Source organism: Enterococcus eurekensis, from assembly GCF_042654605.1.
GTDB classification, from domain to species: Bacteria; Bacillota; Bacilli; order Lactobacillales; family Enterococcaceae; genus Enterococcus_I; species Enterococcus_I eurekensis.
Genome location: NZ_JBHSGT010000043.1, coordinates 89,496 through 113,785, shown reverse-complemented (window position 1 = coordinate 113,785; position 24,290 = coordinate 89,496). Strand labels below are relative to the sequence as shown.

Below are 24,290 nucleotides of genomic sequence, written 5' to 3'. Positions count from 1 at the left end.
ATATTTCATCTTATTTAACAAGAAACCATATTTATATAACAACATAAAATACACTAAGTTATTTTATTGAACATATATCGTACTTTATCTATCCGACTATTTGGACGACGGGGCTGGCAAACAGGTTCACCGGTAGTAACATGGTACCCTTTTAACTCTGTTAAACAAACACTACGTCCATTTGTAAAGAAAGTTAAATCACTACGATATTCTTGAATACACCGAGCAGGGATTTCTCCACTAAGAATGACCTCATTATTTTTCAATTGAGTGTCTACGATGTTCGCACAATATTTAGGAGCATCGTTGTATGCTCGTGAAAGATATTCCTGTGGCGCATAAATTTTAAAACTAAGATATGGCTCTAACAATTCTGTTCCAGCTTTTTTTAAGACTTGTTCCAATACAATAGGAGCAAGCATCCGAAAATCTGCTGGGGTACTAACAGGGCTATAGTATAAGCCATACTTAAAACAGATTTTACAGTCCGTCACATTCCAACCATACAATCCTTGTTCACAGCCATAGCGTATCCCCTCCATAACTGCATTTTGAAATGATTGATTTAAGTATCCAAGAGAAACCGAGCTCTCATACTGCATTCCACTTCCCAACGGAAGCGGTGATACAGATAAACCAATGGAAGCCCAGAAAGGATTTGGCGGCACTTCGATGTGAATGGTATATTCTGCATTTTTTAACGGTCTCTCCATATAAATGACTGTAGGCTCTTTTAGTTCTATCTCCACATGATACTTTTCTTGCAACAGTGCACTAATCACTTCCATTTGTACTTTCCCTAAGAAAGAAAGTATAATTTCATGTGTCGTAGAATCCACGTAATATCGTAGAAGCGGATCACTATCTGAGATTTCCAAAAGGGCATCAAGCAACATTTCTCTCTGTTCAGGTTTACTCGGTTCAACAGTTGTTTGTAGTAGAGGGTGCGGATTTTCAATCTTTTTTCTCTGTGGCAATAGTTTTGTATCTCCAAGAACACTATTTAACTTCAAAAACTCATTTTGCAAAATAACAATTTCTCCAGAATAAGCTCTATCAATCTTACATAATTCACCATTTATTGAAGTATACATTTCTGTAACTTTTATTTTTTCTTTTTCTGATACTCTAACCGAATCTCGTAAATGTAGTACTCCACTATAAAGGCGTATATATGCAAGACGTTGTCTTTTTTTTGTATATTCAATTTTGAAAACATTTCCGCAAAGTTCAGACGGACCTCGATGTGTTGATGAATAAAATTTATTAGTAATAACTTCTATAAGGTTATCAATCCCTATATTACTTTTTGCACTTCCATGATAAAGAGGGAACAGAGAACAATTCTGAAATCTTATGCTTTCCTCTTGTTCGAGTTCCAATGCTTCTAATGATTTACCGGACATATATTTCTCTAAAAGGTCATCGTTTCCCTCTATTACCGTATCCCATTGTTCAGATTCGGTAAAGTTCGTCACACACATATTAGGATACAGTTCTACCTTCTGTTTGATTACAATTTCGGCAGAAAGTTTCTCTTTAATATCCTGATAAACCGTTGATAAATCAATTCCATTTTGGTCAATCTTATTGATAAAAAAGATTGTGGGAATCCCCATTTTCCTAAGTGCATGAAATAATATACGAGTTTGTGCTTGTACGCCATCTTTTGCAGAAATCAGTAGAATTGCCCCATCTAAAACTGATAATGAACGATATACTTCTGCTAAGAAATCCATATGTCCTGGCGTGTCTATGATGTTCACCTTCGTATTTTCCCACTGAAAAGAGGTTATTCCTGTCTGAACTGTAATTCCTCTCTGACGTTCTAAAAGCGTATTATCCGTCCTCGTTGTACCTTTGTCCACGCTTCCTAATTCTGTAATCGCTCCACTGTTATATAATAAGCTTTCTGTTAAGGTAGTTTTTCCTGCATCAACATGAGCTAAAACTCCAATATTAATAATTTTCATGTGATTTTCCTCCATTCAAAAACCCAAAAGGGCATAAAAAACTAAGCCCTCCTAAAAAAGGACATCTAATTATTTGTTCCCGCTATCAAATTGACAGTTTATTTAAGAATACCTTGCCGCATATTTATTAACTCCTTTTAAATAGTCACTTAAATAATAGTACGTAAGAGCATATTTGTAAAGGAATCTCCAATTTTTTATCAAAAAGAGTACATGATTACAAAGTATCTGTAATCATGTACCAATATTTGTTATTTTACAATCTTCCAATTATCTTGTTTTTCTAATATCAACTCAAATTGCGAGATTTGGGTTGCCTTTGTTTCTTGATCTAAATATTTCACAGCGACATTCACGATTACTTGGTTATCTTTTCTGGTAAAGATAGGATTCACCAATTCCTCGAAAACATATTCCTTGTTAATCATAGGTAACACATGATTACTTACATAGTAAGTCAATTCTTTTTCTGTGGCGGTAGGATAGAGCTGGAAGAACGTTTCTAAAAAGCTAGTGATTTCGTCCATCGTTTCTGTATCTACTGTATGGTCACTTTCTAGCTGTTTGGGTTGGTAGTCCGATTTTTGAGGTTTCTTACTCATTGTCGGATTTTTGATAATAACCATATTATCTGATTCATCTATATGGACAACCACATGAAAGCTAGACGATATAGTTTCCTTGTCTTTGTCTTCGGTAATAACTTGTTCAACAGAAAACAGTACCTCAAAGGTGTTCTCATTCACTTGAGAAACCTGCCACACCTGTATATCGTTCACACTAGAACTAGTAGGAATATCCTTACGAATCATTTCTTCATTTAATACCTGCAATTCTTCCGTCAAATAATGGGTCAATTTTTCATTTCGTTTATCAATGGCTTCTTGGGATTGTTGCCACGAAAAGTAGTCTTTCGCAAAGGATTTCACAAAACTTTCTACTTGGTTGGTATCGACAATCTGCTGTTTAATGATTTCTGTTTCACGGACAGTATGAGTGTCAATGGCAGTAAAATTTTTATAGATTCCAAATCCGACACTACCAATCAATAAAACCCATAAAACAAAGGTTAATTTCTTATGCGTGCCAACTTTAATCATCGGAACTTTTCTTTGCTTGCTCGGTTTTTTAGATTTCTTTGGTTTCTCCTTCTTTTCTTTTCGCTCGATTTTTATAATCATTTGATTCATTCCTTTCTTAGTTATGAATAACACGTCTAGCCCCAATCAGATGGTCTTGCCAATAACGACTGCTTAAGTCGCCATAACCGATTGGGTCGCCTGCATGATAAAAGCGATTTCCCTCTAAATATATCGCCACATGAGTCACATATGTGCCTGCATTATAGGTTGAATGAAAGAAGATAAGGTCGCCTGCTTGGGCTTCTTCCATAGAGATTTCTTGCGTAGCGTCATACTGATCTTGGGCGACACGAGGGAGAGAAATGCCAGCTTTGTCATACACCCATTGTATTAAGCCACTACAATCAAAAGAGGTGGTAGGCGACGCCCCTCCAAAGACATAGGGAAACCCTTCGTATTTCAAGGCTTCGTCCATAATGACTTGCACGGTTTCATCATCAAATTCTGTTGGGGAAGTGTCGGTTAGGTATTGTGAAACCAACTGAACATAAAACTGATTTCCATAGTTATATCGCCAACCACCATTCACAGGTATGGCTATAGGATTGGGATAGTCTGCTTTTTGACCACCCGACTTCTCTTTAGAAAACTGTTCGGCTAATTCATAGGTATATTTTTTCCCATGACTCCTCACATAATTTAAAAAGCCACCGCCATAATTATAAGATTGGATAACAGAATCTATATCCACTCCTTGTTGTTCTGCACTGGTTAATAATTCACTGAAATATTTAACCCCTTGTTTGATGGACTCTTCGGTACTCAAACTGTTGGGCGGTAAACCCAAAGATTCGGAACTTTGCATAACATCTTCTGCTGTACCGCCCGATTCCACTTGCATAATGGCTAAGATATAAGAAACATAGTCTTCAATCCCATATTCCTTACCATATTTTTCAATCAACGGACGGTGTGCCAACACTTCTGGTGAAACGGTCACACCGCCTTGTGGAATAGAAGAATCCTTGTTGTTTTCGCCACTGTCCGTATCATCTGCAAAGAAAATGACTAGGAATAATAAGAGAAAAAAGAAGAGAGAGAAGACCACACTACAAATCACTGTTATTTTTAGCTTCATGTTTGTTGTCCTCGCTTATCCGTTCTTTTATTTAGCTTCCTCTGATTGAATTGCTTCGGTGGTGTCTTTTGTTTTTGCTCTTTTTTCAATGGTCGCTGATGATTTTCACGTTTAGTGTTTTGTGACAAAACAGGCGTGACGGTTTGCTGACGCTTGCGAACATGCTGCTGGTTATTCTGAACAGGAGATGATGGGTTTTCTTTTCGTCTTTTTTCTTTTGCTTTATCCAGCTCCAAACGCTTTTGAGCAATGTTCTTTCGTTTTTGCTCCTGCTGGTTCATACGCTGTTGTTTGCGTTGAGCTTTGGTATCTGCCATAGATTGTTTAAAGTCTGTTACATTATGAGTGACATTCTCTTTTCCTTGATGAAGGGCATATTTGACATGGGTTGGTGTCGCCTGTATCTGTTGTTTTGCCTGCTTTCTTTTATTGACTAGACGATTTTTCGTGTCCAATACATGGGCTGTCTTTTCACCTAATCGTTGCCCGATACCGCCTTGTTGCTTTTTCACATTGGAAAGTGCTGTTTCTTTCTTTGGTGTAGTCCGTTCATTTTGACGAGTATGGTTAGCTTTATTGGTTTGATTCTGCTTTGTTGTCATTGTCTTTTGCTTCGTTGACCCTGCTTTTCCACGAAAAATCTTACTCATACTGCGTTGAAATCTTCTGGTTTGTCGATTCATCATTTGACGAGGTCTGCGAAACACTTGTCTGCCCATGTTTTGAGAGTCGTTGCTTTGTAAAGTGAATAGGCTCATTAAATCGCCCAGTTTAAAATAAATCCCTGCAAAGGTCACAATTTGTAAAAACATAATCATGAAAAAGGGAGAACTTGCTGACAGCGAATAAAGCATAGTGGAAATACTAAAGGCAACGGTAATAATCAAGGTAATACCAGCCCTTGTCATAATCACATTAAATAACTTGGTAATGGCATGCCTGCCCATGCCATCAAAACTCGGCAACATACTTAATAGGAAACTGATTGGCAAAAACATAGCGAAAATAATAAATAGCACTTGCGAAAAAATCATGATTCCTGTTAGAAGGAAAACAAAAATCGAGATACCAATATTGAATACAAACAAAAAGAAGACTGTTCCTAATCTGGAAATCGTCTTCGGTAGGGTTAAATAGGTATTGTCATGATCTTCAATTTCTTCAATCACTACATTTTCTCTATCTTCACCATTGTTTGTATCTGGACTGGTAGACAATAAACTTTCCACACGTTCTTCCCCTAACGCTTCTACATCAGTGGAGCCATATTGAAGCAATAGCCATGGTTGCTTTACTTGAACAGAGAATAAGCTGTCACGTATCATGTCCACACTGTCTTTCCCTTGACTATCCGTGTTAGGAAGAACAATTTTTGTCCCAATATTCAGACTGGCGGTACTGACATCTTTGGAAAAATCATTGATTTTCGCAATATAATCGGGTGCATACGCAATAAAGGAAGCCGATAGAATAAACACCACGACAAAGTTTAAAACAGCTCGTATCACTTTCGTCGTTTCTCGCTTAACCAATCCTGTATAGGCAACATAGATTCCAACAATGAGAATAAAAAGAAGGAGGAAACCGACATAAAACCCTGAACTGGAAAAGCCATTCGGTGTAATGCCTGCAATCGTCTGCATGTTTTCGCCAATTGCTTGGGATGTTTGACTAATGAAATCTAAGGCATAGGCTTCTTTCACCAAATAACCTGTGGCGTTCGATAGATAAAGAGAAATTGTCCAAATAAAATTAGTAATGGCATACAATCCATACATCACCGATTGTCCTATGCCATCACTCCAATTCCATGGAAGCCAGCCCCAGCTATTGTCCACATAATAATCAAGCTGATATTGATTCAAACCATACTTGGAGTATTCATTGCTTGTATCAATGGTTTCATCAACTAAGCCTGTCGCTTGTACTGCATTGCCCAGCGTGCCTAATAAAAGTAAAATAACGCCCACACAAAGGAGCGTTATCCAACTATAGTGAAGAAATTTCTTTTGTTTTTGTGTCATTCTTCCACCTCATTTCGCACAGGCGGTCTGGTATCAAAGGCATGAAGCAACTCTTCAAAAATCGGGTGAAACTGCATAACCCCTACACGACCATAGATGTCTGAAACTAAACATTGTCCATTTTCTAATTCACGTAAGCGTTTCTGATTGTTTTCATCTTCCTTGTCCACACCAAAAAATTCTAAGGTCTTTTTGATTTCCACTAGGTCAGTGGAACGAAAGGCAAATTTCAAGCCAATATTATTCTTCATCTTTTCATCTAGTAAATCGTCCGCGTTTTGAGTAACGAAATAGACCCCTGCATTCATGGCACGTCCTGCTCGAACCAATCGCATAGATAGAGCTTTTCCTTGTGCCACTTGTAAAAAACTCCAAGCCTCATCAAGGTCAACAATTTTAAAAATGGAACGGTCAGAGTGGATAAAGTCTAAAGCAAAGGTACTAATGACAATCAGCATTGCCACACTTAATAATTCCATGGTAGTGTATTCTTCAAAAGAGCTATTGGAATCGGGTAAGACCAAATCTGCCACTTGAATAATATTGAGTTGTTTTTCCAAGCTAATGGATTGGGTGACACTGCCATCACTGAATAACAGATGGGCAAAATCATAATCGACAAAGCTTTCGATATGGTCAGCAATACTATTGCTGATGGGCGTATCTTCTTTTCGCAATTCATCAATCACCAATAACAACCCTCGTTGTTTGCTTTGAGTTACACTCCGAATAGCTTTACGCAGGACAGGAAACTTCTCGCTATCTCGGCTGGAAATACCTGTTAAGAACGTGAGAATATCAATGGCAAGGCTTTCTGAATCTTTCGGGAGTTTTAAAATCACATAAGGGTCAAGTAACCCTTTATTGTCGTTCTCACTCGTGAGATTAACAATATTGATTTCATGGGCAATATCAGGTAAGGTTTCTTTCCATTCACCACGTTCAGCTTTTGGGTCAACAATGGTTGCCTGTCCGCCAAAGAGTACTGAATAATAGACCAGCATATTGTTAGAGAATGATTTTCCGCCACCTAATGAACCAATAAAAGCGGACGCTAATGCATTTGTTACAGAGCCTTTAATTCCTTGACTTGCAAGGCTAGGTTGGAGATAAATATTTCTGCCTGTATCGAGATTGTAACCGACGTAAATACCAGAATTTTCACCAATCATTTGTGTAGCACCGAAACCAAGACCAGCCAAAAAATCCGACGTGACATATTGAATATAGTCATTGATATATCGCTTGCTTGAGGGAATAAATTCATTATGCAAGCCTAGCATATCGCCAAAAGGTCGTACTAATTTGATAGACAGATCATCATAAAAATCTTTTACTTCATCACAACGTTGTTTCAGCTCGTCCAAATTCTTTGCTGATACCCGTACCACATAGCTTAGTTTGTACATAGATTCTTTGGTTTGGTCTAAATTACTTTCTAATTCATCGACAGATTCTAAAGCGTCCACCACATTAGTACTGGTTTCGTTGTCGCTTTCCCATGCGTGGCTATCTAAATCTTTCAGTTCTTTCTTTTTATTGCGAACGGTAGATAAGGCTTTTTTATTGGCGACAATTTCAACATTCATACTGGTATCAACGGGGAAAGTAAACTGCTGTTGCTGGTAATAAAAAATTTCACTATTAGGGAAATCCAATTCACCAACAATACTATTAATTGTAAAATACGCCACATAAGTAGTGGTATCTTCCTGTTCAATCCGTAAATAGCGTTGATTTTCTTCGATTAAACAGCGAGTGGGTTTGAGAATATCGTATTTCTTTACCAACACTTTTTTATCTTCGTATCGTTTCGGTAAATGGTAGTCGTAGTCATCAAAAGGGACACCTGTTTGCCCGTAAAGATGTTCAATAATATAACCAAAATCATCTTTCTCCAATTTACGAATCTGAAAGCGTCTGGATAATTTACTTTCTAACAACTGTTCCATCTTAGAAAAGCGTTCGATTTCCGCCATAGGCATAGAAACAAAATCGCCCATTAATTTGTGATTCACACCATGAAAGAATTCCGCAAATGCTTTTTGAATTTCTTTCCCAACATTTTTTACGGATACTTCCTGTTCATTGAGGTAGAGTTTAAAACCAATAAAAAAGCGATAGTCTACTTGATTGTCACCAATCATAGAAATTAACGCTTCGGTCTGTTCATCTATTTTTTCGTAAGCTATCTCTTTTAATCGTCCAGTGATTTCTTTTTTCGATTGTTCCTGTGTGGCTCGAATACTTGATTCGGTTGCTAGTTGCAGAGCATGAATCTTGCCATCACGATTTTGGGCAATCAATTGACAGAAATTATCATGAACTTGAATTTTTTCATCGGAACTTAAAAAACTGTAATTATAGGGAATTAATTCATAATAAGCGAATACTTCGCCATCATGATTAAATACGAGATTATCTTCCATATATTTAATCGGATATGCCATCTAGTTGTTCACTCCTTACAATCGTAATCGATTCATTCATTGTTTCTTTTTTTAATCGTATTTGTTTGCCAGCGTAGGTTACTTTAGGGCGTAGAGCATAGGTAATGATAGACTTTAGAAATCCATAGGGTTTCTTTCCGTCAAAGGTCTTTTGGCACATGAACCCAGTGAGAACAATGGGAATCCCTAAGTATTTGAGTAGTGCTCCGTCAATCAGAGAAAGTGGTGGTAAACTGCCAAAGAGTATGACGACAAACAAAGAAACGATAAACCATGTCATTTGCGTAAAGGTAATTGGGAAAGGGAGTTGTAAATCATTAATCGCATAAATCACTTTTTCTACTGACCAAATACTGGTGTAACTTCTTATTTTTTTCATGTCTTCACGTCCTTTCCGTAAAAATAGAAAAAGAACAATCAAAATAGGTGATTGCTCTTTCAATGCTTTAACTATTCAATTTTATTTTTTGTCCATTTTGCAATAATACCTTCATCAGTTTCTTCATCATCTGGATTCATTGAATATCTGAAACTTAAATTGGTATCTGACCCTAATCGTTCATATAAGCTGGGTCTATACAATCTCGTTTTATTGTCATTAAAAGGACTTCGTTTTCCCAGCTCACCATTTCCCTTTAAAGGATTTCTTCTAACTGAAAAACAATATTTTTTTCTGGGATCTTCTGAATCACTTTGACTTAATGAGAAACACATGGCTTCTTTTTGGTCTTCATTTTTCTTCTCACTAACTTCTGTCGGAATAAATCGAGCAAGAGTTTGGCTAAATTGAAATAAAACATCTCCCAAGTTACTACTGTATTCGATACCAAAATATTCTCTTATTGTTTTCGTGTCTGTATATAATTTTACCGAATTAGCATAGACAGCTAGCATATCTGAAAAATCGTTTTCCTTTAAAAATTCTAGTTTTAACAGAGCATATTCTGGAACTTTTTCCTCTTTTTCAAATAGCTTAACAAGTACAATATAATTTTGCTGTTTGTAACGAAAGTAAAAGGAATCTATCACCCAGCCTTTATCTTTCATGTCTAGTTTTAATAGTTTAAGATTTTCAAATACATTTACCATAATTTATACCTCTCCGTGCTATTTATTAATTTAATTATAACACGGATTGTTAAACTTACTGACAATATTCAAATACCCCATGAGAGGTAACTAGGTAATTACCCTCTATTTCCATATCACGTCCCAAAGATTGGTAGTCAATATAATTTTGTAAATTGGAAGGGACTTCACCAAGCTGTCCTGTTTCTTCCACGTAATAACGGGCGACATCTTCCATCGAATCACAATCACTATAACAATGAATATCCTCTTTGTTTTCCAGTAATTCTTCCAAGCTACTAAACCACATGCCTTGAATTTCTTTGAGTTCATTATAAATAGGTGTACCTTCGATTTCTTGAATGGCTTCACATAGACGGTTGATTTCACTAATCGGCGTGTATTCGTCCACATCAAAAGGAAGCTCAAAATCATGTATTGCATATTCTTCGTAGTCCTCATTTAAACCGATTCTTTCTGCCATTTCTTCCTCATCAATTGGTGGAGTAAACCATGCTCCGACTAATTCACCTTCATTATACCGTCCTAAATTTGCCACATAGACTTTCATTTCCAATTCTTATCACATCCTTTTTATAAAAATAGTCATAAAAAAAGTAGCAATCAGTTAATGACGCTACTTATCAAGGTATCCGCTAATATAATCTGTAACTGTACTTGAAATACCTATTATTAGTTTTGCTTCTCTCTTTCCAATAATATTTGTATTAGGGTGTGCAAGTGAATGCCTATTTCTTGCTTCATTAAGAGAGCTAATCATTCCATTTGATGACCTTATCGTTGTCTTCACTATATCAGCAAGTTCAGTAGGTTGAATTTCTTTTTCAATTAATTGTTGTATCCTACTATATAATTTAGATAGATTTTCGTCTCTAGGAACTGTAATTTCATATTTTTTTAGTATTTCAATTAAATATCCATGAAAAGCAGTGTGAACTCTGTCAAAGGCACGTTGATATTCACCATTACTCATAAAAGACTCAGCGTCTTCAATAGCTTGTGAAACCACATCACTAATTTTCAACTGACTAAAGTTAATTACTTCGTAATTCTCTGGAAGTGGTACTAAAATAGTATCCACTAATACATTATCACCTTGTTTATCATATATGGAGCTTGCTGTCTGGGTAAGCAAATCTTTATGACTTTCAAAAAAGTCTAAATCATCAAAAGGAGCTCTTATTTTAAGATAGGTGCAAAGCGTATTCCAATCCCTTTTGTATCCTTTATAATAAGTAAACTCGTTAGTCTCATCTAAAGTTACCTCTGATATTTTCATTTTAGAAACAATCTCGTTACCTCCTTCATAATAATTTGAAGAGCTCTTTCTTTCTAATGTTTTAATTAAAAGAGATTTAAATTGATCATTTGTAAACATATTCATGGATCCTTTCATAACAAAATATATACTTCCTATTTTATCATGAAAAATATCTGTTAAGCACCAATGATTCGGTTAAATAAGTTTAATAACACATCTTTCACGCCAGCTGCATTGAACACAAGTCCGACGGCGATTAAAGCAATAATCAAAAAGCCAATAAGTTTTGAAAATTCTCGTTTAAAACCTAAAAACAGTCCAATGACGACAATCGCTAACAATACCAATGACTGTGCATTATCCAAGAACCAGTTGTACAAATTCTGCCCAAAATTCATGTGATTGTCCTCCTTTCCTTAAGATATTTTTCTCGATAGTAGATATAGCTTTTTACACGCTTTAATAATTGAAAAGGAGTTAAATGCTCTCCATAAACAGTTATTCGACTGGTATAATTCTTATAGAAGCTCACTTTGTAAAAATCATAGGTATAGATGGTATCACCAGCTTGCCGTTTTCCCTCAATAATGAGAGACGTATATTTCCCTGTATTTTGTATATACGCTTGAAACCCTAACTTCTTTAATTCTTCTGTTAAGAGGCTCATGTAATCAAATCCTCCATGCCTAGATGTTGTTGTTCAATTAATTTCTCATGTTTTTCTGTCAGTTTGGCTTCATGAATCATGGTGGAAATAATGGTTGTACCGTTGAGAATATCTAAAATGCTTGCGACTTTTAATGTAGGGGCGACTTGATGATGTAACCAGTTCAATGTTCGTTCAAAAGAATAAGGTTCTGGCTGTATGGTTAGGCGTAATGCTCCACGATTTTTGCCGATAAACCATTCCCAGCGTTCATTGGTTTGCCAATCACTCCGTCGCTTGGTTTCGTCCTTATCGGCAAAGCGAATATAACGATTGATAATCTCAAACGCTGTTTTTTCTGCATTTTGATGTTCCAACAAATCTTTCATGGCTTGAGTGGCTCTGTCGTTTTTCAAACGAATTTCAAAGCGATTCTTTATTTCTGCGTCTTCTAAGGCAATATCATTTTTCACGTATTGCTCATAATCTTTCTCATATATACAGAAATAGACTTCACTTTTTAATGAGCCAATATAAAGTGTGTTTCCCATGTATGGTTTTTCATCACGGTGAACCAATTCACCACTGCGATAATTTTTAAAGCTTCGAAAGACGGAAATGCATTCTTCCTGTTTACATTTCTTTGCCAAATCTGGAATATTCAAAATCCCTGTTTTATCGTTGATAGCTAAATCCAAGCGTTTGAAAATACCTTTATGTTCCATGCAATCTTGAAAGAAATCATACCAGCTCCGATGTTGAGCCAATAGAAAGTTTTCAAATTGCCGACAGCCTTTTCCTTTCAGTTCTAATAAAACACCTTTACTTACATCATGAGAGACTAGGACAACAATATCACCGAAACGATAGTGTTCGGGATAAGAATAATAGCCAAAGTCTTCGTGTAGCATATAATCCATATTCAAACGTAAAACCTCACCGATAATTTGAGCCACATCATTGGTAGGGAATCGAATCCGTACATAGTCGAATAACATCTCCAATGGGTTATCGGGATTGAAGCGTTCCAAAGCGTTCAGTAAATCTTCTTTCACCTGTTGAGTAGGGACTGCCTTGCCTGTTTCAATATCCGATAGGTAAGGTCTGGTAATATGAGAAGCAACCGCCAGTTTATTTTGAGAAACGCCATAAGCCAGTCGCTTTTCTTTCAATTCCTTAATCCAAATTTTTTCGTTTTCCATTCGCAAACCTCCAATCTAAAAAAGATGTAAACTATGACCCTTGAGTTTACACCTTTCATATTTTCCGCAATCCTTTGTACCATCAACATTGGTTGATGAGAATTGCCTGTTTTCAGTTGTATTTGTGCCCCCCTGTTAGATAGAGGGGGCTAAAGGATTGGCGTGGCTAACGCCACACCAATCAAAGCAAGTCTGAACCTGTACCTTTCACTTCGTGCGGTACAGGCTCAGATTGCTTTTTTTGAATGACTTTTCCTATTTCTCCTAAGAAATCGTACCTTTTTGGTACAAGGGGTGTATAAAACTCACTAATCACACTTTTTCCTGTATCCACGTAACCTCTTCCCTTGATGGGTTTTAAGAAAAATTGTTTTTGTGTATCGCTTCCGAACATCATACCAAAGCCCATTTCAGACATACGACCCAAAGCCACACGGAAGTTAAAGTTGTCCCGAATCCCATCACTAAAATATTTTGCGTCTGGACGTTGACAGGCAAGAATTAAAAAGAAGCCTGCTTGTCGTCCTAACATTACAATTTGTTTGAGTTTATGAATAACGGTGGTACTTTCACGACCTAGCATATCCATCATTGCCACATATTCATCAAAAATAAGAAAATTGGCAGACAAACCAAGATAAGCATAATTTTCTCCTGTTTTATAGTTAGGGTGTTGTTTCATGGTTTCACTGCGATCAATCATATCTTCGTAAAATTGATTGATACATGCCAACATATCTTCTTTACGGTAATAGACATTATTCATGACCGCCCCTAAGTCTGCCAAATCAGCATTTTTAGGGTCAAGAATATAAAGCTTTGCATTTGTATGCAGGAGAGATTCAATCAATGTGAGAATAAAATAGGATTTTCCACTACCAGTGCCCCCAGCAATTAACATGTGAGGGAGAGAATCGAACTCCCAATAGACCGATTCCATCAATTTGACACGTCCATCTTGAGCTACCACGTCTTCAATGCCAATTCGATTGCCAATAGTATCATAAAGTAGGACATACTCTACATAAGAATCTTTCAACGTTTTTTCCACTAATTCACAATACAATCCTGTTTCTAGTTTGTTTTCTAGGTGCAAAAGCTGATCTTGATATTTCCCTAAGGTGATTTCTACATGAATATGGATTAGTCCATCTTTCATTCGATAATATATTTTAGGAAAATGGCGGATTCGTTGTTTGGTTTTCTTGCTGGGTAAATCTTTAAAGAATCCCTCTGATTGAGTTTCTTCGGCTTCATACCAATGATTTTCTAAAATCATACGAGCTAACTTTTGACGGTGCTCTAACTGTTTTATAGAATCTATGCGATAGTGATAATAGAGCCAGCTGATGAGTCCGCATACAAAAAAAGCAGTGAGAATACTGCTCCAAAAGTATGGCGTATGCAGTTGATAGAAAAATGTATCTAACTGAACTGTTTGCCAATTCACCGATTGTAACGTTCTCCAATGAAAAGGGAGTAGAACGACTAGAAAAACTATCAGCAATGAAATCAGCACAAAATGATAGACCAAGTCCTTATCGTTGGCTTTGATTCGCTTTCCTCTGTCATGAAGCAATGGCATAAAAATCCTCCTTTCCATCTATCAAAATAATTGTGTATTGTAGATACGAGCCTGTTTATCAAAAGTTGGTTGAGAAATGGCTTCATATTTCCGATAAGCGATTCGCTTTTCAAAGCGTAAATCTTTTTCTTTCGGATAATAATGACGTCGATAGAGCGTGTGTCCTAACAGTTTTTTCGCTTCTTTTGTCAACGGATAGAGATAGCGAAACATGCGTCCATTGATTTTCTCAATCCCTTTGTATTCGCAAAATGCCTGGGAAAGCCAATGCTTTTTCTCTACCTGTTCAAAACGAGCATTTTCCTCTAATAAAAGGCGAGCACTTCGAGGGTGTATCTTTTCCCATGACTGTTTATCACGATAGACACTTGTCTTGAAATACCCGCAGTAAAAGAAGTTGGACGCTTGATAGACATAGCCACATTTTCCCTCAATTCCATCTGCCAATGTATATAAAAAATGACAGTCCGTATGTTCTTTCAACCACTTAATTAGAGCTGAAAGAGCTTGACTGCCAAAATAATTGGTTTGATTCATTTCTGGAAGAAAACACATCTTTCCAATTTCTAAATAATCTGTGGTTTGAAGGGAACTGTCGGGAAAGAGTTTGCGTATGGTTTGTAGGGGTTGCGTACCCCAGCCTAATTCCACAACGCCTAATAATTTTTCTTCTGAAAAAATCCCTAGAAAGTATTTACACAATCTAGGGAGTATCTTTGAATAATGGTATTGCCGAATAAAAGAAATGGCTTCATCTTTCGGAATTTCTTTCAAAATCAATGGTGTGTTTGTCATAAGCAACACCTATTTTTCACTTTCGGACGCTTCTTTTTTATATTTCTGATGAGGTTTTGTCTGTCCTTTTAATACAAGATCGTCTGCTTTCACGTACCAATCAACGTCTGCCCCTCGAAAAGTAGCCGTCGCTACGGTATCTGCCACAGGATTGATTAATTCCACTTCTGCGTTGTAGTCAAATTCTTTCAAAGGAACAGAAGCGGGGATACTGACTTGTATCATGCGTCCTTGTCCTTTTGATTTTAAGTCATAGGTACGTTCTTTAATTTCTTCGGAAACCGAACCATCTTCATTTTGAATACGAACCTCACGACGTAAAGCGGAAAATTTCAATGTGCCAAATGTCTGGTCTTTTTCAATCACAATACCTTCTGCTAATCTCATATTTTTTCACCTTTCCTTTCTTAAGCTTTCACCATATCGTCTGCGTGCATAATGTAATTGGTAAATCCTCTATTGCCAATTTTATAACCTTCTGCGGTAATACGTGGGTTGATGAGTCTGACTTTTTCGTCGGATTCAAAATGTTTCTCGCCAGCTTCGGAGGGAAGAATGACAACAATATCATCTGCTCGTTGAATCGTTGAGTATAAATTGTAGCTACGAGAGAGAATAGTTGGTCTGCCATTGACTCGACGTTGTTCAATATTCCCTTCACCAGCATATTCTAATTGACCAAATGTTTTTTCCATATTGGGAATGACATATTTTAATTCCATAAGTGTATCGTTCCTTTCTCACATAAAATATTTTTGGCTTACTTTATTCATTTAAAAATTTGTTAGTATCACAACCTTTCAAAGCATAAAAAATAGACGCTCATTATGAACGTCTATCATTTAAATGAATATTGAGTTTAGAATTCCATTTCGAATTTAATCAGGTCTGCTTAGGTGCAAATACTGCACTTTTATTGCACTTTTTATTTTTTTAAATATAATTTATTCGATTTTATACGTTTCCAAAATCCTTGATATTACAGCATTTTCGCTTATATGCCATACCCTTAAAACAGAGTGGGAATAAAGAGTTAGAATAATATAAAAACCATGAAAACAATCAATATCTTATTAGATTGTTTTCATGGTTTTTTCTAATTTAATACTTTTCATGCAACTTTGTCTATTTTTTTTAATATGAATTTCCCATTTAAAATGATAGCAACAACTCCACATTTGGGATGTATAATTCACCCACACCAAAAATTATAAATCTCAAACTAAAAAAGCACTTAAGCCGCTTCCATCAACTTCTTAAAAACAAGATTATCTATCTCGTCTTCAAAAGTTGCCGAATCGCTAGCTTAAGTACTTTTAGTTATTACATTGGAGATACTTTGATTTGATCTTTAAGTGCCGCTAAATTCGCGACGTTTATATGACCTGTTTTTGTTTCCATCGCGTTTAACATGCCGGTAACCATACCATATTGCAGAATTTCTTCATCGGATAGATTGGCATCTAAAGCAAAGGCTAAACCTGCAATTGTCGAGTCGCCCGAGCCAACTGGATTTACCACCTCAATTTTTGGTATTTCCACTCGATAAAAAGTAGCATCATGTTTAACGATGGCCCCTTTTGAACCCAGAGAAACAACAATCCACTCAACTCCTTCAAAAATCGCACTTGAAAGAATTGCTTTCACATTTTCTACATCATCAATCACTAATTCTTGACCGATTAATTCAGCAATTTCCTCTGTATTTGGTTTAATTAAAAAGGGTTTATCTGCGCTTTCTAAACTTGCTTTAAGGCTCGCACCAGAAGTATCTAGTAGCGTTTTAACGCCGTATTTTTTTGCAAGTGTTAGTAAATGACGGTAATAATCGACTGGTATCCCTTTAGCTAAACTACCAGACAATGTCACTAATGATGCTTTTTTCAGTAATTCATTTAATTGGCCTTCAAAATCGGCTAGTTCTTGAGCAGAAACAGTTGGTCCTGCTTCTAGAATTTCTGTTTGTTTGCCATTATCATGTAAAATGGCAATCGAATTACGTGTTTCTCCGGCAATTTTAGAAAATTGATGTTGGATTCCCTCATTATCTAGTTGCTCCGCAATAAATGCTCCGTGGTGTCCGCCTAAAAGACCGGTCGCTAATACTTCACCCTCTAATTCGTGGATGACACGTGTGACATTTAAACCTTTTCCTCCCGCAGTTTTACTGACAAGAGGGACACGATTTACCGTGTCAATTTTTAATGTTTCTAATGGATAAGAAATATCAATAGAAGGATTCATCGTTACTGTTACAATCATTTTTTACTTTCGCACCTTTCGTTAATTTTCAGCAGTCCGTACATGGGTAATCTTGTAACGGAATTGATCGGCACGAGCCACACTTAATGTAAACTCAATAATTTCATTTTCAGAATTATAAGTTGTTCGAACTAAGTTTAATACTGGTGCACCTTCAGCAATTGCTAATTGTCTCGCATCTTTTGCTTTTGAAATACTCGCAAAAAATTCTTCATTGGCTACACGAATTTGTTGTCCAAAATCTTGCGAAAATAAATCGTATAATGGTTTTTCTTCTAACATTTCTTTTGTTAGAGCTAAGAATTTTTTTAAAGGTAAATACGAACGCTCGACCATCATTGGTTGACCATCTGCCGAACGTAAGCGTTTTAATTTAATTAATTTTTCTCCCAAAGTCACGGATAACTGACTCGCTAAATATTTATTTGCTTCAATAATCACAAATTCTAATATTTTTGTTTCTGGTAATTTTCCTAATGAAAGCATCTGCTCCGTAAAACTATAACTTCCCGCCAAGTTGGTTACTTGTTTGCTTAAATCTGAAACAAAGGTCCCTTTGCCGTGTTGACGATAAATATAGCCTTGTTTTTCTAATTCTTGTAAAGCTAAACGAACGGTTGTCCGGCTTAAGCCATAACGGCTAGTCAATTCTCGTTCAGATGGTAACATATCATTTGGTTCCATTTCCATCTCGATTTTTTCTTTTAATAAATCGACTAATTGATTATACAACGGTTGTTTACTTAATCCTTTTTCCATTTTTCCCACCTCATTTCCTCAACTGATAACTGGTTACTACCACGTTATAAGAGTACTATGAATCCGCCTTCTTGTCAATGTAATCTCTAGAAATATAAACAAAAAAACAAGTCCCCTGGAGTTATTAATTCCAGAAAACTTGTTTTTTTCATAAGGAGTTTTTTTACGCCTCTTCAATCTTTGGCGCAAATTTATTAACTAAAAAGAAGACGGTTGTGCCGACTAAGATAATCCCAATGGCTAAGTAGAATGCATAGATCATCGAGCCTGTCATATCGGTAATTTTCCCGGTTAATGAAGGAACGATTACCGAAGCAGTCATCCCAAAGAAGTTAAAGACACCATACGTAGTTGCAATACTCTTTCTAGATGCAAATTGACTGAGCCAAGAAATAATAATTGGTTCAACAGCTAATTTACCGAAGAAACCATATAAAATAATCCCAATAATCACAAATGATTGTGATGTCGTTTCAATCATAAACAATAGCATCGCTGCTGCCATTAATTCCAAGCCAATAATAATTGGTACTTTTTTTTGAGGGATCATATCTGCTAAACGACTAAAAACTAACGCACCCGGAATCGCTGCAAAGAATACCAGTGACGATACTAAACCAATCGCTGTTCCTTCGAATCCTCGTTCCGTTTCTAAGAAATTCGGTAACCAGGTATCAATTAAATAATACGTGTATAAAGTAGAGAAGTACAACACATACGCTGCAACCATTTGTGGACGGAATAACTGTTTGAGCAAGGAGTCATTACTTTTTGCTTCTTTAGTTTTTACTTCAATTACTTTTTCTACTGGCTTCACTTTATCATTCTTAATAAACTTTATAAAAACTACTACCATAATTGCAATTAAAGCTACTGTTATCCAGATGAGTGATTGCCAAGGTAAAATTCCTTTCCCAACAAAGTAACTTGATGAAATAAGACCTAATCCACTACCTACAGCCGTTCCACTGTTAACAATTGCTGTCGCTAGACTTCGCCTGTTACTTGGTACATATTCGGCTGTCAATGAGTAGGCGACACCATAAAACGTCCCACAACCAAGACCGGCTAAGATGCTACCTGTAAACAAAACTGGCAAGGTCGTTGATAAAGCAACTAACGATGTTCCTAAACCAAAAATAATAAACCCTGGGATAAGAATCATCTTTTTCCCTAATTTATCAACAAGCAAACCTGAGGGAATCTGCATTAATACATAACCCAAAAAGTAAAAACTTGAAATATTTCCTAATTGTGCATTGCTCGCACCACCAAAGTAGTCACTAATAATCGGATAGATGGGCGTTAAGACTGTGCGATAAATCCAAATCACAACCCACCCAACGGTTAAAATAGCAACGATTTGTTTCCAATACGGTATTGTTTTCTTTTCTACCAAAAGGAACCACCATTGGATCGGATTGACACATAGATAAAGCCACATAGCCTTTTTGCGCTGCTTTTTTCACGTAATAAGAAAGTGCACCACTATGACCGGTACGTGAAATACCTACAAAAGCTAAGCCTGATTCTTCAACCATTTCTAATGCGTAATTTAATGCTTGGTTACAAACGTATTGCCCCATGCCGTTATCACCATGCACAATTCCTGTTGAAGGACCTGTTTTTTCAAAAGTAATTTCCGGATTTAAAGTCACGCCACCTTTAGCAATGCGCTCAGCATAATAGTCTACTCGTACCGCTCCATGAGAATGAATGCCACTAGCATCTGCAAAAACTAAGTGACGGGCCGTTTCTTCCGCGTAAACGTCTGACAAACCCGCTTTGATTAATTTATTTTTGATTAATTCGTGTAACTTTTCAGGTTGAACCACTGTAATTTCTGTCTCATGCATTTTTTATTCGCTCCTTAAATCTGAGGGTCTCGATTACAATCTTTTGATTAAACATAAGCTAACTCTTCTTCACGACCGACTGCATAAGCTGCTTGTTGCACATATGAGCTCATGAAAATGTAATCGCCTTTTTCGACTGCGAACCATTCGTTATCTAAGTTGTACATTCCTTTACCACTTAATAAGTAAGCACCGTGTTCTTGGAAGTGTGTCTCAACATAAGCATGACTCGCTCCTGGCTTGAATGTCAAAATGTGTAAGTTCATATCAAATGCTAAATCTGCTGGTAAAAATTCGTAATACAATACATCCTTCATACCTTCATATTCAATTGGCGTTAAATCTTTAACGTTACCAATGACTGCATAAGGTTCGTGTCCTTCTAATGGTTCGTAACGTTTTTTATATAGGAAAACTTCTGTATTTTCTTTTTGAGCATTTTTCATGAACATTTTTACACCAGCTGGATAATACGCATAACCGCCTGTTTCTAGTGTGTGCTCTTCTTTGCCATCAGTGACTGTTAATTTGCCTTCAACAACATAAATCATTGTTTCTACACCATCGCCACCAAAACCTGTTTCATGTGCCCCGCCTTCTAAAAATGTTGCAATATAATCAACAAAGTTCGCACCTAATCTTGGTGATCCTAAAATTGAAATTTCTACGTTGACGAATCCAGGGATTGTATTTTTTACTAAGCCATCATGCGGTAAAATTGCATAATTGTCCTTTTTAATAATTGCTCTTGATGTTAAAATTTCATCTTGGTAACCCATACGGTTATTTTTGTAACCCATAGTCACGTCTCCTTCTTTCTGTTCATCTTTGGTTGTTTGATTTTATTTGTGAAAGTACCTTTTACAGTTGTACTGTTTCACAAATCCTCTCTTAACCTTCTATTTCATTGTAAGCGGTTCATGGCCGTTCGTCATTGTTCATTAGTTACAAATAACTCTTTCGTTTTGTAACTTTGTGACGTAAAATAATAAAAATGAAGGGTTAGAATAGATTCAATAACTTAAAATCAGGAGGAGTCCTATGTTTAAAAAGAAGATTTCACAAATTTTAACCGATACAATACCAACAATTGAAGCAACTATTTATACATCTGAAAATATTTCAAAAAATCCAATTATTTATTTACATGGTGGTGGACTCGTTTTTGGCCAGCGTGACGATCTGCCAGAAGCTTACTTAACTTTATTAACCGATACCGGCCATCCAGTCATTACACTCGACTATTTACTGGCGCCAGAAGTCAAATTGCCTCTTATCTTAAAAACGTTGAAAAAAACACTTGAATCAATTATTTTACAATTGCCAGATTGGAGATTTTCAAGTGACTACCATTTAATGGGACGATCAGCTGGTGGTTATTTAGCCTATTTGTTAACTAAAGAAGGCTTCAAACCTAAAAACATGATTCTATTTTACAGTTATTATACCTTAGAAGTACCGAATTTCCGCCAACCAAGCCCTGCGTACTTAAAGTTCCCACGCGTTGAACCGATGGATTTGGAAGCGCTCATCGAAGCCCAACCGATTGTTGCAGGAGAAATGACTAAGCGCTATCCCATTTATTTATCTGGACGACAATTTGGTAATTGGTTACCGCGAATTTTACCTTCGTTACGCGATATTCCAACGTACTCCCTAACCGAAGAGAATTTACAACAATTGCCACCGACAATTTTAATTCATAGTACCGATGATTCCGATATCCCCTATGATTTGTCGGCAACTGCCGCCAACTTCATCCCGCAAAATAAATTCCTGACTATTATAGGAAGTGAACATGATTTTGACCGTCAAGTCAGCGAAGAGACACTGGATATTTACCGACAAGTAATTGATTTTATCGAAGAAAACTAAACAGGTTGTATATAAATAAAAATAGAGGAGGCTGACCCAAAAGTCTCTTTTTAAAGAAAAACAAGTATTCTGAAATGAGGTAACTCATTTCAGAATACTTGTTTTTTGATATCCTTTCGGCTCTTTCTAAATTTTCTTAAATTTAAGAGCATTAACACAAACCCTAACTCTTGTGTAATCTTATCTTTTCCTCTTACAGAGAATCGATTGAGCGCCAAATTAGCCTTCAAGTTTCCGAAGGCTGATTCCACGTCTATTTTTCTTTTTCGGTAAATATCCCCCGGGACATCCCTTGTTAAGAGCTCCCTTGCGTGAGCTTTGAAATATTCCCAGTTACCATTTCTTTGAATAACTCGGTTTTTAGCACTTGTTGAGCGTGTCCACAAATTTCTTACAGGACAATCAAAACAAGACTCACATTCATATATTTTAAGTTGTCTTTTGACCCCATACTTATCTGTACGAGTAGAATAATTTCTAAATTTCACTTCTCTATTATTGGGACAAGTGTAAGTATCTGCCAGCTCGTTATAAGTCCAGTTGTCAGTAATGAATGGATTTTGTTTATATTTTTTCGTTTGTTCTTTCTGATACATCGTATATGTAATCAACGGCGTTCTTTCAAACTCATCTAAAATGACTTGATAGTTTTCTTCGCTGCCTAGATAATAATTCATTTTAACAAAATATTAGTCAGCTATATCATTTGACACAGAGCATATAAAACAAGTTTTATAGATGATTTCTTTGCGGCATCTACACACTTACATGCTTAGGCGCTTCCAATGAAGAAGGATTTCGATTTAAACAACTAACTTAGCTTTATTTGAATCTCTTGAGGAGAGTAGGCAACGACTAATGAAAAATCCAAATTATTAATATCTTTCCAATGTTCCTTGGACATTAAATTATCCGTTATTAGATATACGAGTTTTTCAGTTTCTGGTTCTCCTTCATTTAATAACATCGTAAGAGGCAAATGAAGGCCATTACTAAAATTCCCTGTCACTAGCATTGCTTGATTAATGCTATTTTTTGCATGTTCTTCATTTCTTTTTTCAATTGTCACAACGGCAACTTTCATTTGAGTATTTTCAATTTGATAGTTCTTTATATCATCATTATAGTCTGCTACTAATTGATTAGCTTCTTCTTCCGTCAACAAATCAAAATCAATCACTTTTATTTCTGTACTCGCATTGTGATCAAATTGAACCCAATGATCTTTCTCAAATACTTCAACAACAGGCTCTATATAGTTTTTATTAATATGCCAAATATTATAAAAACTAACTGAAAGAATCAAAATGATAACGCTGATTACTGTCTTTTTCATTTAACCACCTCTTTAGAGACCGCTGTATTGATAATTTCACCACCACTAATTTCTATAATTTCATCAGCTAAGAAGTCTAATTCCTCTTTATCATGTGAGGCAATTAATATCAAACTTCCTTGTTTACTATACATTTTTAAAAGCTCAAGAACAATTTTTTTCGTTTGCTCATCTAATGCATTTAGAGGTTCATCCAGAATGATTAACTCTGGATTTTCAAATATAGCCATAATAATGCCTAGTTTCTGTCTCATCCCTAAAGAATATTTCTTCACCTTTTTTTTATCTTTAGGATCTAATCCAAAGGTAAGCATCAACTGCTCCATCTCTTTTTTTTTCGCAATATTTTTAATAGCCGCTAGTGATTGTAGGTTTTTCCAGGCAGAATAATTTTCAATAAAACCTGGAGTTTCGATTAGAGCTCCTATGCTTCTGGGAAATGAAAAGTCTTTACCTAATTCTTCATTATCAATTATAATTCTCCCCGCAGTTGGGAACGTAAGTCCGCATAGAAGCTTCATAAGGACCGTTTTTCCTGCCCCATTCTTCCCGCGTAAACCATAAATTTTACCACTATGCAATTCTAAATTGATGGCATTCAAAATTAAATGGCCTTTGATTTCCTTCGTCACATTTTGAATTTCAATATTCATTTTTTTCTCCTAACTGAAAATCTCCCATTTTTTAGACCCAAATACAAGAAAAATTATTACAGGGGTTATCATAAATAAATAATATAATGAGTCTGTAAAAACAGAAATTCCTCCTTGATTTAACCAGCTTGTCCGATAAATCATCAACAAGTTACCTATCAAAAATACACTCTTAAAATAAACAGAACTAATTAATAACAATAAAATCGCTACTATCGTTAAATTAAACCCAATTAAGAAATTAAGGCCTATTCCTACGACACCAATGACACATAATAATAGCGGAATAAAGATGTAAAGATAC

Annotated in this window: 24 protein-coding genes and 1 pseudogene; 1 reads left to right on the top strand and 24 read right to left on the bottom strand. The window is 36.1% G+C overall.

Features of this window, described 5'->3' with window-relative positions; genetic code table 11:
- Positions 1-53: 53 nt before the first annotated feature.
- From tet(M) to allE, 21 genes and pseudogenes are all read right to left on the bottom strand, one after another.
- Positions 54-1,973: a tetracycline resistance ribosomal protection protein Tet(M) gene (gene tet(M), locus ACFO3L_RS07090; RefSeq protein ID WP_379965233.1), complete on the bottom strand. Its 1,920-nt coding sequence runs from the start codon at positions 1,971-1,973 to the stop codon at positions 54-56.
- Positions 1,974-2,224: 251 nt separating this feature from the next.
- Complete coding sequence (locus ACFO3L_RS07085) at positions 2,225-3,154, bottom strand: conjugal transfer protein (RefSeq protein ID WP_000584387.1); 930 nt, start codon at positions 3,152-3,154, stop codon at positions 2,225-2,227.
- 16 nt (positions 3,155-3,170) lie between these two features.
- A complete protein-coding gene (locus ACFO3L_RS07080; RefSeq protein ID WP_000768373.1) occupies positions 3,171-4,193 on the bottom strand; it encodes a bifunctional lytic transglycosylase/C40 family peptidase in 1,023 nt (340 codons plus the stop codon).
- The gene (locus ACFO3L_RS07075; protein WP_000192393.1) at positions 4,190-6,217 is read right to left on the bottom strand and encodes a CD3337/EF1877 family mobilome membrane protein; all 2,028 of its coding nucleotides are present in this window, start codon (positions 6,215-6,217) and stop codon (positions 4,190-4,192) included. Before ACFO3L_RS07075 ends, ACFO3L_RS07080 begins: the two co-directional genes overlap by 4 nt.
- Complete coding sequence (gene tcpF / locus ACFO3L_RS07070) at positions 6,214-8,667, bottom strand: conjugal transfer ATPase TcpF (RefSeq protein ID WP_000331165.1); 2,454 nt, start codon at positions 8,665-8,667, stop codon at positions 6,214-6,216. Before tcpF ends, ACFO3L_RS07075 begins: the two co-directional genes overlap by 4 nt.
- Entirely contained in the window at positions 8,651-9,046 is a 396-nt protein-coding gene (locus tag ACFO3L_RS07065) for a conjugal transfer protein (protein ID WP_000723887.1), read from the bottom strand. Before ACFO3L_RS07065 ends, tcpF begins: the two co-directional genes overlap by 17 nt.
- Positions 9,047-9,117: 71 nt before the next feature.
- The gene (locus ACFO3L_RS07060; RefSeq protein ID WP_000248477.1) at positions 9,118-9,756 is read right to left on the bottom strand and encodes a DUF6037 family protein; all 639 of its coding nucleotides are present in this window, start codon (positions 9,754-9,756) and stop codon (positions 9,118-9,120) included.
- 55 nt (positions 9,757-9,811) lie between these two features.
- Positions 9,812-10,306, bottom strand: coding sequence for an antirestriction protein ArdA (locus tag ACFO3L_RS07055; protein WP_000870467.1), 495 nt, complete (start codon positions 10,304-10,306; stop codon positions 9,812-9,814).
- 66 nt (positions 10,307-10,372) lie between these two features.
- Positions 10,373-11,134, bottom strand: coding sequence for an abortive infection family protein (locus ACFO3L_RS07050; RefSeq protein ID WP_431522748.1), 762 nt, complete (start codon positions 11,132-11,134; stop codon positions 10,373-10,375).
- A 59-nt stretch (positions 11,135-11,193) separates the two neighbouring features.
- On the bottom strand, positions 11,194-11,415 hold the full coding sequence (locus tag ACFO3L_RS07045) for a hypothetical protein (protein ID WP_001009054.1): 222 nt from the start codon (positions 11,413-11,415) through the stop codon (positions 11,194-11,196).
- Positions 11,412-11,684, bottom strand: coding sequence for a hypothetical protein (locus ACFO3L_RS07040; RefSeq protein ID WP_000055367.1), 273 nt, complete (start codon positions 11,682-11,684; stop codon positions 11,412-11,414). Before ACFO3L_RS07040 ends, ACFO3L_RS07045 begins: the two co-directional genes overlap by 4 nt.
- Entirely contained in the window at positions 11,681-12,865 is a 1,185-nt protein-coding gene (gene mobT / locus ACFO3L_RS07035; protein ID WP_379965220.1) for a MobT family relaxase, read from the bottom strand. The genes ACFO3L_RS07040 and mobT overlap by 4 nt, the downstream gene beginning before the upstream one ends.
- Before the next feature lie 181 nt (positions 12,866-13,046).
- Positions 13,047-14,450 (bottom strand): FtsK/SpoIIIE domain-containing protein, encoded by a 1,404-nt coding sequence (locus ACFO3L_RS07030; protein ID WP_379965217.1) that lies wholly within the window; start codon positions 14,448-14,450, stop codon positions 13,047-13,049.
- 21 nt (positions 14,451-14,471) lie between these two features.
- Positions 14,472-15,245, bottom strand: coding sequence for a Mom family adenine methylcarbamoylation protein (locus ACFO3L_RS07025; RefSeq protein WP_000185760.1), 774 nt, complete (start codon positions 15,243-15,245; stop codon positions 14,472-14,474).
- 9 nt (positions 15,246-15,254) lie between these two features.
- Positions 15,255-15,632, bottom strand: coding sequence for a YdcP family protein (locus ACFO3L_RS07020; protein WP_001234189.1), 378 nt, complete (start codon positions 15,630-15,632; stop codon positions 15,255-15,257).
- A gap of 20 nt (positions 15,633-15,652) precedes the next feature.
- Positions 15,653-15,967, bottom strand: a complete 315-nt coding sequence (locus ACFO3L_RS07015) for a YdcP family protein (RefSeq protein WP_000421280.1) — start codon at positions 15,965-15,967, stop codon at positions 15,653-15,655.
- Between the two features lie 601 nt (positions 15,968-16,568).
- Complete coding sequence (gene lacC, locus ACFO3L_RS07010) at positions 16,569-17,507, bottom strand: tagatose-6-phosphate kinase (RefSeq protein WP_379965214.1); 939 nt, start codon at positions 17,505-17,507, stop codon at positions 16,569-16,571.
- Positions 17,508-17,528: 21 nt separating this feature from the next.
- Positions 17,529-18,266, bottom strand: a complete 738-nt coding sequence (locus ACFO3L_RS07005; RefSeq protein WP_379965211.1) for a GntR family transcriptional regulator — start codon at positions 18,264-18,266, stop codon at positions 17,529-17,531.
- A gap of 163 nt (positions 18,267-18,429) precedes the next feature.
- Positions 18,430-19,665 (bottom strand): MFS transporter, encoded by a 1,236-nt coding sequence (locus ACFO3L_RS07000; protein WP_379965208.1) that lies wholly within the window; start codon positions 19,663-19,665, stop codon positions 18,430-18,432.
- Positions 19,649-20,122, bottom strand: a pseudogene (locus tag ACFO3L_RS06995) (Ldh family oxidoreductase); the annotation flags it as partial. The gene ACFO3L_RS07000 and the pseudogene ACFO3L_RS06995, both read right to left, overlap by 17 nt.
- A gap of 47 nt (positions 20,123-20,169) precedes the next feature.
- Positions 20,170-20,922, bottom strand: a complete 753-nt coding sequence (gene allE / locus ACFO3L_RS06990; protein WP_379965205.1) for a (S)-ureidoglycine aminohydrolase — start codon at positions 20,920-20,922, stop codon at positions 20,170-20,172.
- Between the two features lie 241 nt (positions 20,923-21,163).
- On the opposite strand from allE, the gene ACFO3L_RS06985 reads away from it, so the two are divergent.
- On the top strand, positions 21,164-21,997 hold the full coding sequence (locus tag ACFO3L_RS06985) for an alpha/beta hydrolase fold domain-containing protein (RefSeq protein WP_379965202.1): 834 nt from the start codon (positions 21,164-21,166) through the stop codon (positions 21,995-21,997).
- Between the two features lie 89 nt (positions 21,998-22,086).
- On the opposite strand, the gene ACFO3L_RS06980 is transcribed toward ACFO3L_RS06985, so the two are convergent.
- The 3 genes from ACFO3L_RS06980 to ACFO3L_RS06970 all read right to left on the bottom strand — a co-directional run bounded on the left by ACFO3L_RS06980 (position 22,087) and on the right by ACFO3L_RS06970 (position 23,986).
- Positions 22,087-22,674, bottom strand: a complete 588-nt coding sequence (locus ACFO3L_RS06980; protein ID WP_379965199.1) for a transposase — start codon at positions 22,672-22,674, stop codon at positions 22,087-22,089.
- A gap of 134 nt (positions 22,675-22,808) precedes the next feature.
- Entirely contained in the window at positions 22,809-23,333 is a 525-nt protein-coding gene (locus tag ACFO3L_RS06975) for a hypothetical protein (protein ID WP_379965196.1), read from the bottom strand.
- Positions 23,330-23,986, bottom strand: coding sequence for an ATP-binding cassette domain-containing protein (locus tag ACFO3L_RS06970; protein ID WP_379965193.1), 657 nt, complete (start codon positions 23,984-23,986; stop codon positions 23,330-23,332). The genes ACFO3L_RS06975 and ACFO3L_RS06970 overlap by 4 nt, the downstream gene beginning before the upstream one ends.
- Positions 23,987-24,290 lie beyond the last annotated feature (304 nt).

Coding starts and splice junctions, on each gene's coding strand:
- ACFO3L_RS07020 (WP_001234189.1), bottom strand. CDS start 15,632: ATGAGATTAGCAGAAGGTATTGTGATTGAAAAAGACCAGACATTTGGC.
- ACFO3L_RS07055 (WP_000870467.1), bottom strand. CDS start 10,306: ATGAAAGTCTATGTGGCAAATTTAGGACGGTATAATGAAGGTGAATTA.
- ACFO3L_RS07015 (WP_000421280.1), bottom strand. CDS start 15,967: ATGGAATTAAAATATGTCATTCCCAATATGGAAAAAACATTTGGTCAA.
- ACFO3L_RS06985 (WP_379965202.1), top strand. CDS start 21,164: ATGTTTAAAAAGAAGATTTCACAAATTTTAACCGATACAATACCAACA.
- mobT (WP_379965220.1), bottom strand. CDS start 12,865: ATGGAAAACGAAAAAATTTGGATTAAGGAATTGAAAGAAAAGCGACTG.
- lacC (WP_379965214.1), bottom strand. CDS start 17,507: ATGATTGTAACAGTAACGATGAATCCTTCTATTGATATTTCTTATCCA.
- ACFO3L_RS07080 (WP_000768373.1), bottom strand. CDS start 4,193: ATGAAGCTAAAAATAACAGTGATTTGTAGTGTGGTCTTCTCTCTCTTC.
- tcpF (WP_000331165.1), bottom strand. CDS start 8,667: ATGGCATATCCGATTAAATATATGGAAGATAATCTCGTATTTAATCAT.
- ACFO3L_RS07045 (WP_001009054.1), bottom strand. CDS start 11,415: ATGAATTTTGGGCAGAATTTGTACAACTGGTTCTTGGATAATGCACAG.
- ACFO3L_RS07085 (WP_000584387.1), bottom strand. CDS start 3,154: ATGATTATAAAAATCGAGCGAAAAGAAAAGAAGGAGAAACCAAAGAAA.
- ACFO3L_RS07050 (WP_431522748.1), bottom strand. CDS start 11,134: ATGTTTACAAATGATCAATTTAAATCTCTTTTAATTAAAACATTAGAA.
- ACFO3L_RS07025 (WP_000185760.1), bottom strand. CDS start 15,245: ATGACAAACACACCATTGATTTTGAAAGAAATTCCGAAAGATGAAGCC.
- ACFO3L_RS06970 (WP_379965193.1), bottom strand. CDS start 23,986: ATGAATATTGAAATTCAAAATGTGACGAAGGAAATCAAAGGCCATTTA.
- allE (WP_379965205.1), bottom strand. CDS start 20,922: ATGGGTTACAAAAATAACCGTATGGGTTACCAAGATGAAATTTTAACA.
- ACFO3L_RS06975 (WP_379965196.1), bottom strand. CDS start 23,333: ATGAAAAAGACAGTAATCAGCGTTATCATTTTGATTCTTTCAGTTAGT.
- ACFO3L_RS07030 (WP_379965217.1), bottom strand. CDS start 14,450: ATGCCATTGCTTCATGACAGAGGAAAGCGAATCAAAGCCAACGATAAG.
- ACFO3L_RS06980 (WP_379965199.1), bottom strand. CDS start 22,674: ATGAATTATTATCTAGGCAGCGAAGAAAACTATCAAGTCATTTTAGAT.
- ACFO3L_RS07040 (WP_000055367.1), bottom strand. CDS start 11,684: ATGAGCCTCTTAACAGAAGAATTAAAGAAGTTAGGGTTTCAAGCGTAT.
- ACFO3L_RS07060 (WP_000248477.1), bottom strand. CDS start 9,756: ATGGTAAATGTATTTGAAAATCTTAAACTATTAAAACTAGACATGAAA.
- ACFO3L_RS07075 (WP_000192393.1), bottom strand. CDS start 6,217: ATGACACAAAAACAAAAGAAATTTCTTCACTATAGTTGGATAACGCTC.
- ACFO3L_RS07005 (WP_379965211.1), bottom strand. CDS start 18,266: ATGGAAAAAGGATTAAGTAAACAACCGTTGTATAATCAATTAGTCGAT.
- ACFO3L_RS07065 (WP_000723887.1), bottom strand. CDS start 9,046: ATGAAAAAAATAAGAAGTTACACCAGTATTTGGTCAGTAGAAAAAGTG.